Genomic DNA, 13965 nt, shown 5'->3' with positions numbered 1-13965 from the left:
CGGCCGTACCGGCGGCGTCCTCATCTGCTCAATCAAATCTCCCGCTAACCTAACAACCCCAGCAACCGGCAGGCCAGCTGGAAATAAATCATCAGGCTGCATGCATCCACGATTGTGGTAATCATCGGAGCCGCCATGATAGCCGGATCCAGATGGATGACTTTCGCCAAAATCGGCAGAGTACAGCCTATCGTTTTTGCAATAATTACCGTAAAGAATATACTCATGACAACCGTCAGGCAGATCATAAGCTGGCCGGGATACTGGAGCATCAGACGAATGAAATTGACAAGGGCCAGGCCCACGCCGCAGAGCACCCCCACCCGCAGTTCCTTCCATACCACCTTCATAATATCGGACGGTTCGACTTCACCGACCGCCATACCGCGGATAATCATCGTGCTGGCCTGGCTGCCGGAATTTCCGCCCGTATCCATCAGCATGGGAACAAACGTAACCAGCAGCGGAATGGCGGCAAACGCATTTTCGTATTTCAGGAGGATTCCTCCGGTTACCATGCTGCTGACCATCAGGATCATCAGCCAGGGAAGACGGTTCTTCGCCAATTGAAATACGCTCGTTTTAAGATACGGCTTCTCACTCGGGAGCATGGCGGCCATCTTCTCGAAATCCTCGGTGGCCTCCTGTTCCATGACATCCATCACGTCGTCAACCGTGATAATTCCCACCAGACGGTTTTCCTTATCCACCACCGGAAGGCTGAGCAGGCTGTACTCGTTGAACGTATCTACAACTTCCTCCCTATCCTCCGTCGTGTAGGCCTTAATCACATGGACATCCATAATGTCTCCCAGCACCGTATCATAGGGATTCATCAGCAGGTCCTTTACCGTGACAACACCCTCCAGCCTTCTCTTTTCATCCATTACATAGCAGGTATAGATCGTTTCCTTATCCACACCGTATTTCCTTATATAGGCAAATGCCTCTTCCACAGTCATCTGCTTTTTAAGCCCGACATATTCTGCCGTCATAACGCTTCCGGCGCTGTTCTCCGGATAGTTCAAAAACTGGTTAATCAGCTTTCTGGTGTCGGGACTTGAATTCTGAAGCACACGCTTCACAATGCTGGCCGGAAGTTCCTCCAGCATATCCACCGCATCATCCACATACAGATCGTCAATGATGCTGCGAAGCTCATAGTCTGTAATACTTGTAATAATATGCTGCTGCTTTTCAACGGGCAGACAGGCGAAAACTTCTGTCGCCAGTTCCTTGGGCATCATCCTGAAGACAACCACCGTCTTCTCCGAGTCCAGCTCCTCAATGAAGGAAGCGATATCCACCTCATTCATCTCCACCAGCTGGAGCTTCAGCTCCCTGTACCTCTTATCGGCAGTCATCCTCAGCAATTCTTCTATCTTATCTTCAATTTTGATCTCTTCATCCAACATGATCTTCCCCTTCCAAAATTTCTTTTTATATATTTTGGAAACAGAAAAAACAACCTTGCGACGAAACGCACGCCTGGGCGCGCCCTTCACCGCTGCTTAAGAACGGCAGTGCACACAACAAAAAATCGAAGTACGCTCTGCCTTCGGTTCAGGGTGGCTGCCATCTGATTCCGTCTTGTGACTTCGGCCTTCCATTGTGTTCACTCCTTTCCATTTTATAACGAAATTTTTACACTAACCAATGTCCTTTCTCATTATATAGATTTAACTGAAAAATAGCAACATTTTTTCCTGTAAAATCTTTGTATGATGGGGATTTAATTAAGCAGGTGAGGACGCCGCCGGGACAGCCAGCGGACGGGGTGGCGGGGTGGTTTTATGAGTCTTTTGTTCCGGGGGAGGATTGTTGTGAGCTGGGGCAGCGACAAGGTCCCCTCCGCCATTGAAACTGGAGACATCAGCGTCCGGAAACAGGCCGGGGCCGGTGCGAAAATCTTCGCCTTGAGTCTTCCGTCCCCGGCGAAAACCTGAACCGGGGACGGAAGACTCAGAAAAACCAATCTCACCACACCGGACCCGGTCCGTTCCGGACGCGTCCTCCATTCTCAATTCCATCTCTACATAATCAGGTAATAATAAGGCAGGAAAAACCGCCGCAATACCCCGAGAACCGGTACAAAAACCGATAAATCGGCAAACACGGGGCAGATGATCAGGCTTCCCAGTATAAAGAAGGGAATCAGCCCCGAAATCACCAGAGGACTTCTTACCGTCATAAGCAGAATATAAGAAAAAAGCAGTGTCATCAGGCCGTATACAAGCAGCGCCGCCCACTCCCTCCCAATCCCCCGGAGGTTACCGGAAATGGTAAGGCAGATAAAAGCGGAAACGCAGGACAAAAGAACAGGCGCCGCAAGCTGTGCAAGCAGATAGCTTCTCTTTCTGCCCGCCGTTACTGCACAATAAAGTCCTCTCGATTCATCCTCACCGGCCGTTACGGCGGCGGCAAGTCCCATGACAAAGATGAATACGGCGCAGATGCCTCTGACCGGGAATACGGCCGTCACCGAATCCTTTTTCAGTACTCCCGCCCCCATAGTCCTGTATTCAAAGGCAAAAGTACTTCCGTTTTCCAGATACTGATCATAAAGAGGCTCCAGCTCTTCCCAGATTTGTTCCGGCTCCATGCCGGTCCGTCCACCTGCCCTGGCCTCCTCAAAAGGCTGCCCGGTCCGGGTGTATTCCTCAAGAAGTTCTCTGCCGAATACCTGAAAGAAACCGGCAAACACAACTTCGGAGGAAAGCTTGTCCGCTACAGTTGAAGGAGAGACATACAGCTTTACCGAGCGCCGGTATCCGCCCTCCTTAAGCAGTTCCCTGAAACCGGCAGGAAAATAATACCCGCATTCCGCCTTTTCTCCTGCAACGTCATCCTGAAGCTCCTGAAGCGTTTCACACTGATAGAATTCAAATGAATGTTCTCCTTCTGACAGTGTCTCCGCTACCTTCTCATTCCATTCATCGCCGTCCATATAAAGTGCAATGGAAATTTTTCCTGAACTTTCTTCTTCCGCCTTGTGGAACATCCAGACACCCGCCGGGAGAATCAGAAGAAGAATCAAAAAAAACGGTTTTTTAAGCTGCCTTTTGCAGGAGAGGAAGAACCATAAAACAATTTTATCCATAATCATATTCCTTCCTTCTCAAAACTGCCGATAAAGCAAACACAATTCCTTCCATTAAGACAAGTTTCAACACAGGCAGTGCAGTTCCGCCTTTTATCATCCATTTTACCGCATCCATCAGAAAAGCTGCCGGCATCCATTTTCCAAGCCCGGTAACTGCCTCCGGCAGAAATACAGCCGGTATGATTCCGCCCGATATAAAAAGCATCACTATCGTGGAAACAAATAAAAGCAGGATTGCCGCCGTCGTATTGCCGCAAAGCTCGTAGATAAACAAAATCCAGCCTGCCGCCGCCATGCATACAAGCAGCCAGCCTGCCACCGCAGTAAACGCACTGTCAAAATAACCTTTACTGATAAAACAGGCAAGCGGAACAGCGGAAGCCAGAAGCAGCAGCGTGGTGAGCGCAGCCGTCCTCACGGCTGTTCTTTTTACTCTTCCGATTCCGCAGAGGGCAAGCTTTTGCTCCACCACAATTTTATAGGGGCGCACGATAGGGGCCGCAGGGATTCCAAGAAGCAGCAGAATCATGACGACAGCCGATATCCCATAGAATACGGCTGTCGTCACGTCGCCTGACGCACTGACCTTCTCTGTTCTGAAATAAGCTTCTCGTGACAGGGCATAACGCATGAATACCGTATTCAAATCTTTCTCTGCCTGCCTGATTGAGCTTTGCATCTGATGTCCTATCAGATAATCGTCGGTGCTGTAGATGGCTGCCTGGGCTGTCCCGAGAATCGAGGTTCCGGCTTGTGTCAGTTCCTTAAACACTGCGGCTTCCAGTCCTGAATTTTCAGGAAATGTGATTGTGACGGGGATATTGCTGCCGTCGATGATTCCCTCCAGAAGACCCGGCGGAAGCTCCATCAGAGCAAATATCTCTCCGCGCTCCAGCAGTTTCGTCCCCTCCTCCTTATCCGTATAGGTAAATTCGCACAGACTCCCCACGCTGTCCAGAGAAGCCACCATATTCATAGCCATCTCCGACAGCCTGTCATTCTCAGGCACTACCACACCTACAATAATTTTCCCAAGCGCTTTGTCTCCATAAAGCATCTTACTTGCAGAAAAAGCAATTGTGCCAGCCAGTAACACCAGCACAATTGCTCCTGCAAGAAAATATGGGATACTTTTTAACGTCCTTTTTAGTTCAAGTTTAAAATATGTCAAGAATGTACGCATACAGATCCCTTTATCTCATCAATAGAATTTCATCATCAGACTGAATGCATTACCCATAATTTCAGTATATACATTATTATAATCTTCTTCCGTAGCGGCAAGAAGATCTAATCTGTCACCTTCCGGCGCTTCCACTGTCTGATTCAGCGGACCGGCAAGATATTTGCCGGACAGTTCAAGGTACTCGTTCTCTCCGGTAATCAGAGGTGTTTCCATCTTAAGGGAGGTCATCTCAAGGTTAAAGGATTCTCCTTTTACAAGATCGGTAAACATACCGCTTGAGCTGATGGTAAACTGGCTCTCTTCCCCGCTTAAGAGATCGAGGGAAAGATTGTAATCCTTGCTCTCTGCGTTATAATCACCGGTATAAACGAAGCTGTAAGAATCCGTTCCGTTTCCGATTGTTCCTCTCAGAGTCCCGGCCCATGTTTTGTCTTTCTCGTAGGTACCAGTCTTATCGACAGAAGCCGTCACTACTTCGCCGTCAGCAGACTCAACATTTAAAACTGCTTTCACGTTGGACATCATGCTGTAGCCTCCGGCAAATGCGACATTACCGTAGAGCTTGATATTTTCTTCTGCGATCACAGCAGTTGTCTCGTAATCGAAGCCGGCCATTTTGCCGTCCTTCCTTACGTATACGTCCATCGTCAGATCACCCATGGAATCTTTTAATTCTTCAATTACCGCATCAAGCTGCGTTTCAGCTTCTTTCCACAGCTCCTGCTGCATCTCTTCTCCGGTCTGGGCATATGGATTTGCCATCATTACCATGGTTCCCTGAAGTTCGTTCATCAAATCCATATATTCGATAAAATCTTTTTTCAGCTTCTCGTCACTCAGGAAGAATTCTTTGGTTGTTGTCGCAAACTGAATCAGGGCATCTTTTGTGATAGTCGTATGGTATCCGTCGCAGCTTACTTCTTTGCCGTCAATAGTAAAGCTCTTCTTTTCCGCTTTCTCCACGGTCATGGCCGCTTTCAGATCGTCAATAGCCTTGCTGCCTTCTTTATAACGTTTCCACAGTTCTTCCAGGTCGAAAAACTGCTCTCCGCCTGCCGCCAGTTCGTTGCACTTTTCAAGGTAGCTGTTCAGGCCTGTGAGATCCATTCCGCTGTCCTGGAGAATCTGTCCCAGATACGGTGAATTCTTAACCTGACCTTCCAGATCATCGGCATAATTCATTGAGAACGCCTTTGATGACAGTTCCGGAATCGCCATGACCAGTTCTTTTTCATCCAGATAGAATTCAAAGTTGGCAAGGTTCATATCTGCATAGCCGACACCCATCACAAAACTCATCTTTTTGTTGTCAATGTCATTTAAGGCGGACATGCCTATCTTGCCTGATACAAGCTGGCTGAGTGTTTCGTCGGAGGAACCTTCCACCGTCAGTTCCATATTCATCTCGCTGGACTCTTTATTCAGCTTATCCGTCATGGCGCTGACTCCGAAAATTTCTTCCGCCGGGTTTGTCTGTCCCTCAGCTACAATGCTCTTAAATGCTCCAATTACGGCATCCTTCGGATCCTTTGCGCTTGTCATGGCAAATGCTCCGGCCGCGATGGCAACGACTGCTGCAATCGCTGCGGGTATTACCCATTTCTTCTTTCCTTTCGGCGCTTCGCCTGCCGGTTCTGCCGGTTCGCCTGCCGGCTCCGTAGTTTCTTTTGCAGCTACTGCTTCCGTAACCTCAGCTCCTGCTTCCGGCGCCACTATATTCTCTTCAGCCGCCGGCTCTGCTGTTGCCTGGCTGTCTGCCTCTGTATCGGAAGAATGCTCCTGATTCTCCGTCTGAGACTGGCCGTCCGGTACTTCGTTCAATGATTTTCCACAATATGTACAAATTTGGCTTTCATCATTGATTTCTTGATTGCAATGCGGGCATTTCATATCCTTTTTCCTCCATTATCAAATTTATGCAAATAATTAACGCATTTAGTATAACATATCTTTGTGAAAGAACCATCATTAATACAGATATTGTAAGATTTTGTCTATAATCTTAAGATTTAAAAAAGTAAAACCAGCTCCGCAGCCGACAGTTTCTCCGTCACCGGCATGAGCAGACCCTTTTTCATAACAAAAAGCTGCGTGCAGATGGACAGTTCCTGCGTCTCGTGGGAAGTAAGAATCACCGTTCCCCCATTCTTCAGATAATTTCTGATATACGTAAGAATCTCTTCTTTGGCTTCCAGATCAAGAGCGGCTCCCGGTTCATCCATAATCAGAAGGGAAGCCTGGTTCGAAAGGGCCGATGCGATGCTGAGTCTTTTTTTCTGCCCGCCCGACAATTTTCCTGCCGGTGTCCCGAGAAATTCCGTAAGCCCCAGGAATTTTCCAACACCTTCTTCCAGATCCCGTTCCAGCTCCGCTTTATCTCCCTTAAACCACAGCTTGTAATTATCACGGGCCGTCAGCTCCGGTATCAGAGGATTTTCCTGAGGCACATAGGCGGCATTTCTCTCAAATACCTTTCTGTTTCCCACTGCCTCCACTCCATCAAAGCAGATGCTTCCCCTGTCCGGCCTGTTTACACCGGCCAGAATAGAAAGAAGCGTCGTTTTACCGCAGCCGTTGCCGCCCGCGATCCCGACACACTGTCCCGGCCCCGCGGCAAAAGTAATGCCATTCAGTATCTGCTTATTTTTATAATGTTTCGAAATTCCCTTTACTTCCAGCATAAATTATTCTCCCATATCAAGTCTGTTGTTACTATCGACAGCCCGCTGAACAACGCGGTCTGCTAACAGCAGCAGTCTGTTCTGTTTTTGCAAGGAACGATGACAAGCGTGCTGCGAAAGCAGGGGCTGCTGCAAAACCTTCCGTATATCCGTTCTGCAGCAGCCCCTATTTCAGCGGATTATTCCGCTCTATCTTCTTTTTTCTCAGCCTTTGGGTTCAGATCACCTGGCTTCATGCTCAGGTTGATTCTTCCCATCTTGTCAACCTCAATCACCTTTACAGTGACCTCGTCTCCAATGTTTACAACGTCTTCCACTTTTCCGACTCTCTTATCGGACAGCTTGGAAATGTGAACCATACCGTCTTTATTCGGAGCCAGCTCTACGAAAGCACCGAAATTCATAATTCGTACGACGGTTCCTGTCATAACCTGGCCCGGCTCGATGTCTGTGACAATGCTCTTAATAATATGAAGCGCTTTGTCAATCATCTCTTTATCGGTACCGCATACGGCAACTGTTCCCGTATCATCAATGTCAATCTTCACACCGGTCTGCTCAATAATCTTATTGATCACCTTGCCCTGCTTGCCGACAACATCGCCAATCTTCTGCGGATCAATCGTAATCTGCTCGATCTTCGGCGCATATTTGCTAAGTTCTTTTCTCGGCTCTGCAATAACTGGTTTCATTACATCGTCAAGGATGTGAATTCTTGCTTCTCTCGTCTTGGCAATTGCCTCCTCGATAATCGGTCTTGTAAGGCCGTGGATCTTGATGTCCATCTGAATTGCGGTGATACCCTTATGGGTTCCGCCCACCTTGAAATCCATGTCGCCGAAGAAGTCTTCAAGGCCCTGGATATCGGTTAAAACAATATAGTCGTCATCCGTATCACCAGTTACAAGGCCGCAGGAAATACCTGCTACCGGTGCCTTAATCGGAACACCTGCCGCCATCAGGGACAGAGTGGAGGCACAGATACTGGCCTGTGATGTGGAACCGTTGGATTCCATGGTCTCAGACACGGTACGGATTGCATATGGGAATTCCTCTTCACTTGGAAGTACCGGAATTAATGCTCTCTCTGCCAGGGCGCCATGGCCGATTTCACGGCGTCCCGGTCCTCTGGACGGTCTTGTCTCACCTACGGAGTAGGACGGGAAGTTATAGTGGTGCATATATCTCTTGGATTTTTCATTTTCATCAAGTCCGTCGAGCTTCTGTGCTTCGGAGAGAGGAGCCAGTGTACAGATATTTAAAATCTGGGTCTGTCCTCGTGTGAACATACCGGAACCGTGAACTCTCGGAAGCATATCGATCTCTGCTGCCAGACGGCGGATCTCTGTAACGCCGCGGCCGTCGGGACGCTTATGATCCTTCAGAATCATCTTGCGGACTGTCTTCTTCTGATACTGGTATACTGCTTCACCCAGTACTGCAAGCCATTCCTCATTGTCTGCAAACGCCTCTTCAAGACGGGCTGTGATAGCCTTGATATTCTCTTCACGTTTCTGCTTCTCGTCCGTGAATACGGCCTCTTCCATCTCTGCCGGAGGAACAATCTCTTTGATTGCTGCAAAAAGCTCTTCCGGAACGGCACAGCTCTCGTATGTGTGCTTTGGCTTGCCGCACTCAGCTACAATTGTATCGATAAATTTAATAATTTCCTGGTTAATGTCATGGGCCTTAAAGATCGCCTGAAGCACGATATCTTCCGGAACCTCATTGGCTCCTGCTTCTATCATGATTACCTTCTCTCTTGTGGAAGCCACGGTGAGAGCCAAATCAGAAAGCTTCTTCTGCAGGTTGGTAGGGTTTACAATAAACTCTCCGTCAATCAGTCCGATCTGTGTTGTCGCACAGGGACCGTCAAAGGGGATGTCTGAGATGCAGGTCGCAATCGCTGCGCCGAGCATGGCCGTATATTCAGGGCTGCAGTCCGGATCTACGGAGAGAACCAGGTTGTTCAGCGTCACGTCATTTCTATAATCCTTAGGGAAAAGAGGGCGCATCGGGCGGTCAATTACACGGCATGTCAGAACTGCATTCTCGGATGCCTTGCCTTCACGTTTGTTAAAACCTCCCGGGATTTTGCCTACGGCATATAATTTCTCCTCAAACTCAACGCTCAGCGGGAAGAAATCAATTCCGTCTCTCGGCTTGTCGGATGCTGTCGCAGTAGATAAAACCGTGGTGTCTCCATAATGCATAAACGCCGCACCATTTGCCTGTGCAGCCACTCTGCCGATATCGACAGTCAGTGTCCTGCCTCCTAATTCCATTGAAAAACTCTTATACATTTCGTATCTCCTTTCAAAAATAAATCATTTCCATTGTGCTGCAGAAGATACCGAAACTACTGATCTGAACACAAGGCATTCCCCTTATATGCACATCAGCGGTCTCGGATTAGATCTTCTACATAAGCAGAGAAACGTATGTCCTCATACGTTCCGCCACCATAAACAACTAGGGTGGATTGCTCCACCCTAAATCTTGTTATTACTTTCTGATGCCTAACTTTTCAATTAAAGTACGGTATCCTTCCAGATCTGTCTTCTTTAAGTAGTCAAGAAGTCCACGTCTCTGACCAACCATCTTTAAAAGTCCGCGTCTGGAGTGGTGATCCTTCTTGTTTTCTTTTAAATGCTCTGTCAGCTCAGTAATTCTTGCTGTTAAAATAGCGATCTGAACTTCCGGTGAACCTGTGTCTCCAGGTTTTCTTCCGTATTCTGCGATAATGGCAGCTTTCTTTTCCTTTGAAATCATTGCGATTTCCTCCTTTAAATTAATATTCTCACCAGGTGCCAGGCTTATGTCAGGAGTCCTCAAAAAACCGGGCATCGGCGTATTTCATACCGACTCAGTATAGCACAATCTTTTTTTAATGTAAACTATTTTTTTACGACAAATGTATCAGAGACTGCAAAGCGGAGTCCTTCCTCCGGGGCTACCTGAATTTCCAGCTTATAAAGTCCTTCTCCCCTTGTCTCAAATGCTCCCTTCCACGGAACCGACAATTCCTTTTCTTCTTCCTCCATTCGGTCGCTGACACCGCAGAATCCGGCAATACTCTCCAGCATAACCCAGGAATCGCCCTCTTTTTTATAGAAAATCGGGGAAAGAATATAATCGATAGGACCTCCCGTCCCATTTTCCAAAGTAAAGGCAATCGACTGATCTTCCTCAGTATGGGCAGCATCATCAATCCGGATCGAAATTTCACCGCCGTACCGGTTCCAGCCGTCTATCGTGCTGAACAGCTTTAAGACTTCTGCGGCATCATCTTCCGGCAGCATGCCGAACCATGATGTCCCCAGAACACAGGCTCCTCCCTGCAGTCCGATATGCAGTGTCTGCACAGTATTATCCTGTCCGGTAAGCGTAATAGTCCCGTCATAGCTCCCCGCCGGGCTGGAGAGGAAATCATTTTGCGGTGTGATTTTCTGGAGAATTTCCTGCAGACGGTCAATATCCTCCCGGTTGCCCAGCGTTTCTTCCCGCGTCTCCCCATGCGCACGAAGCGTCATAGATGCCTTGACTACAGGCTCCTGACTCAGCGCGTCTGCGCTGTATCCGCAGCGTTCCTGCGCCAGACGGAGTGTCTCTTCCGTAACGGCCGGGGCCGAATCAGTCCACAGCTTCTGCACATCCTCTTTCCGTTCGCACAGCAGCAGCGTTCCCGCAGTACCGTCCTGCATTTCTGCAGGTTTTCCTTCCTTTATGACGGTATATTCCTCCTGTGTCAATGGAATATATTCCGCGGCGGGAACCGTCCCTTTTACCATATATACACGTACAAACGGTGTTTCTTCCGGCATAACGAGGGTATTTTGGCGCTGTGCCACATCCAGCATATATGAAAGTCCGCTCTCTCCCGTCTGTAGTATGTCATACAGCTCAGAAAAACCGCCGCCTTCCCCGCCTGCTTTCTCCATCAGAATAAAACGGCCGTCTGCAAACTGGCTGGTGACATACTCCGAAGGTTTCCCGTCACTCCGGCAGCTCATTCCCTCCAGCGGGTTTTCATCCCTGAGGCTCACGCCGGCTATATATTCTTTGCCCGATGATGATCTTCTGCCGGATAATGCGTAGCTTTCCTTGAATTTGGAAACGGCCTCCTCTGTCTCATCTATCGGTATATCGGTAAAAGTCTCCTGAGGAAACTGGCTTTCAATCGCTGCCGTCATGGTTTCCAGAAGTTTCCTCTTCTCTTCCGGCACTTGGGCCGCTTCCTGATGCTTTTCTGCTTCAGGCCGGCTGTTTCCTGCTGCAGTGCTTTCGGCCTCCGTCTGCGCCCCTCCTGAAGTTCCCAGACTGCTGCAGCCTGAAACGGCTGTCAGCACTGCGGCAGTTATCAGCGCCGCAGCCACTCTGTATTTTTTATTTTCCATATCTTCTGACCTTCTTTATCTTATAGTAATTATATTGTGTGAAGTGACTGCGGTTCACAGCCCTCTCTTTCAGCGGAAACCGCAGCCGTTAAATCCGTATTCTATCTGATTTCGGAGCCTGGGCCAGAGGCGCCTCCACCATGCCCCGTATCAGAACCGGGGCCTGCCGGGGCTGTCGTCTCAGGCGGAGCCGGAGCCTGTGTCTCAGGCACGGCCGGGGCCTGCGTCGGAATCTCGGCCGGAGCCTGCGTCGGCACCTCGGCCGGGGCCTGCGTCGGCACCTCGGCCGGAGCCTGTGTCGGCACCTCGGCCGGGACCTGAGCCGGCGGTGGTGTTGCAGAGGTTCCCTTCTCCGTTCCAGCCAGGTTGTAACAGATTACAGGCATTCCGGCCTGAATATTTTCATAAATTTTCTTTGCCACACTGTGGGGCAGATTGATGCAGCCGTGAGAACCGCCCGTTTTATAAATCGTTCCGCCAAAGGAACTTCTCCACGTTGCATCGTGCATACCAATTCCGCCGTTAAACGGCATCCAGTAGTCAACCGGAGTTCTGTAACCTTCTCCTTTCAATACGGCATTTCTCTGCTTATAGGTAAGCGGATATGTTCCGGCAGGAGTTCCCCAGCCCTTTGAGAGGTTGCCTGACACAAAATCTGATTCCACCACCAGGCTTCCGTTTTTATAGAAGAACAGATGCTGGGCCGTCAAATTGATCTCCACGTAGGTATCTCCGTAATCGTTCTCCCCATGGCTTGCCGCCTTCTGGGAATATACCGGTTCCCTCTCCTGGCTCTGGCCGGACTTGAGTATGGCGATCAGCTCAGCCGTCTCCTCCTTCTGATTTATCTTCCAGCCGTAAGTGCCTCCCTTTACCTGGATTGTCTGCCCATAGGAGGTTTTAAAATTCTTTGCCTTGTTGGAAGTATTGTAGGCAGCGGCAAGCTCCTCCACATATCCGGCCGCCCGCGCCGTATCGATTGATACGCCGCCGGATTCATCCGTTACCAGCCACTCATGTGTCCTGTCGCCATTTAAAACCTCCGACTTATCTCCGAATTTATATGTAACCGTTGTGGAGACATACCGGTTCATGGTGTCGAGACGCTCCTTCAGGGCTGCATCATCCTGTGTAATCTCCGGCTGCTTATACGCTCCTGCTTCTTCCAGCGACAGTGTATCTTTCAAATTCATGACGGCATCTGTAATGCTGCTTCTTAAGACGTCTTCACTTACATATGTTCCCGCAGTTTCAGGTACAATATGGTAGCCCTGGCCCGGAACATAATCGGAAATACCGGCATTTACCGGCTCCTTCATCAGAGCCGTATCCATGCATTTAAGCCCCTTCACTGCATCTGTAAAAGCTTCCTCATCGTATTCAATCATTGTGCCGATTGTATATTCGGCCGGATTAAGCTGGTAGCTCAGCCATGCATACGGATTCTGGGTTGTGACAATCTGCTCCAGCGTGCCGTCGAATTTGGCCTTAAGCTTAATATCCTCACCTGTGAGCTGCTCCTGTCCTCCCTCCCGCTCTTCGATTGTCAGGACGTAATTCTCGATACCGCCTGCAATCATCTCTTTGACTTCAGCCACCGTACGCCCCGAAGCGTTCATACCGTTGATGATTGTATTCGGGAAAAATACCTTCTTGTATTTCTGTGCCATGGCTGCGTAAGCTCCTCCACCGGCCACAATAACGGCTGCCAGAACGCAGGCTGCAATAATAGCCGCCTTTTTGCCTTTTTGGTTCTTATTGCCCCTGCCTTCCTGCAGAGCTGCCGCAGCTTCCGTCTGTCCTGCGGGGAACGCCGTCTTTTCATGATTGTTTTGGGAATCATGGACTCCCTCCGGCATCTCTATTCCCTGCCCCGCATTTTTCTTTCTGCTTCTTCTGGCGCGGCTCCGGCCTCTTCCGGCGCGCTCCTCCCGGTATGTCTCGCCGCTGTCACTGCCGTTTGCAGCACTGTTTTCCCAAACCGGCTCCAGCTTATCAATCTCCGGCTCAGGTTCGTGAAGCTCCCGTTCCTGACCGGCCATCTTGCGCTCCGGCGCGCCATGCTCCGGCTCCGAAGCAGCAGCCTCCGGCCTGATAACAGCGGCGCCTTCCAATCTTGCTTCAGCCTCCCGCTTCTCATCCAGAGCCGCCTGGAGCTTTGCCTCAGCCGCCCGTTTCTCTTCCAGGGCTGCCTCCAGCCTTGCCTCAGCCTTCAGTTTCTCTTCCAGAGCTGCCTGGAGCAGCATATCGGCTTCGACTTCCATCTCACACTCCGTCATAGCCTCCCCCGGCTCCAGCTCTCCCTGGGCTTCTTCTATTTTCATCTGTGCCGCGTCAGCCTCCAAAGCCCTGTATGGGCTGTCATTGTCCACGCCATCCGCGGTCTTCTTAATATCTGCCATCTGACCTTTTCTCCCTCTCTGCTTCTTTACCATTTCTGAAATTTTTGACGGTGTCAGCCATTGTCTAATTGTATAGAACATTTCGGGGTAAGTCAACTTACGAAAGTTTACCTTTTTATTAAGCAGTATGGAGATTTAACTGAGGTTGGAGACAATCAGCGTCCGCAGGCCAGCGGACGGGGCCGATACACCCGGC

At 49.5% G+C, this 13965-nt stretch carries 9 protein-coding genes; all 9 read right to left on the bottom strand.

Going from position 1 to position 13965, the window contains the following annotated elements; genetic code table 11:
• Positions 1-44: 44 nt before the first annotated feature.
• The 9 genes from mgtE to CLOSYM_RS04900 all read right to left on the bottom strand — a co-directional run bounded on the left by mgtE (position 45) and on the right by CLOSYM_RS04900 (position 13769).
• A complete protein-coding gene (gene mgtE / locus CLOSYM_RS04940; protein WP_003498579.1) occupies positions 45-1415 on the bottom strand; it encodes a magnesium transporter in 1371 nt (456 codons plus the stop codon).
• A 617-nt stretch (positions 1416-2032) separates the two neighbouring features.
• Positions 2033-3100, bottom strand: a complete 1068-nt coding sequence (locus CLOSYM_RS04935; protein ID WP_003507943.1) for an ABC transporter permease — start codon at positions 3098-3100, stop codon at positions 2033-2035.
• Entirely contained in the window at positions 3093-4286 is a 1194-nt protein-coding gene (locus CLOSYM_RS04930) for an ABC transporter permease (protein WP_003498582.1), read from the bottom strand. Before CLOSYM_RS04930 ends, CLOSYM_RS04935 begins: the two co-directional genes overlap by 8 nt.
• 18 nt (positions 4287-4304) lie before the next feature.
• A complete protein-coding gene (locus tag CLOSYM_RS04925) occupies positions 4305-6179 on the bottom strand; it encodes a zinc-ribbon domain-containing protein (RefSeq protein ID WP_021641200.1) in 1875 nt (624 codons plus the stop codon).
• 119 nt (positions 6180-6298) lie between these two features.
• Positions 6299-6970 (bottom strand): heme ABC exporter ATP-binding protein CcmA, encoded by a 672-nt coding sequence (ccmA, locus tag CLOSYM_RS04920; protein WP_021641199.1) that lies wholly within the window; start codon positions 6968-6970, stop codon positions 6299-6301.
• A 179-nt stretch (positions 6971-7149) separates the two neighbouring features.
• Positions 7150-9273, bottom strand: a complete 2124-nt coding sequence (locus tag CLOSYM_RS04915) for a polyribonucleotide nucleotidyltransferase (protein WP_003498588.1) — start codon at positions 9271-9273, stop codon at positions 7150-7152.
• Between the two features lie 202 nt (positions 9274-9475).
• On the bottom strand, positions 9476-9742 hold the full coding sequence (gene rpsO, locus CLOSYM_RS04910) for a 30S ribosomal protein S15 (RefSeq protein WP_003498590.1): 267 nt from the start codon (positions 9740-9742) through the stop codon (positions 9476-9478).
• Positions 9743-9867: 125 nt separating this feature from the next.
• Entirely contained in the window at positions 9868-11367 is a 1500-nt protein-coding gene (locus tag CLOSYM_RS04905; RefSeq protein ID WP_021641196.1) for a hypothetical protein, read from the bottom strand.
• A gap of 101 nt (positions 11368-11468) precedes the next feature.
• Positions 11469-13769 (bottom strand): L,D-transpeptidase family protein, encoded by a 2301-nt coding sequence (locus tag CLOSYM_RS04900; protein WP_044902143.1) that lies wholly within the window; start codon positions 13767-13769, stop codon positions 11469-11471.
• Positions 13770-13965: the final 196 nt, after the last annotated feature.

The sequence above is a fragment of the [Clostridium] symbiosum ATCC 14940 genome (assembly GCF_000466485.1).
Taxonomy (GTDB): Bacteria; Bacillota; Clostridia; order Lachnospirales; family Lachnospiraceae; genus Otoolea; species Otoolea symbiosa.
The sequence above is the reverse complement of the archived record's forward strand: the minus strand, read 5'-3'. Positions and strand labels throughout refer to the sequence as shown.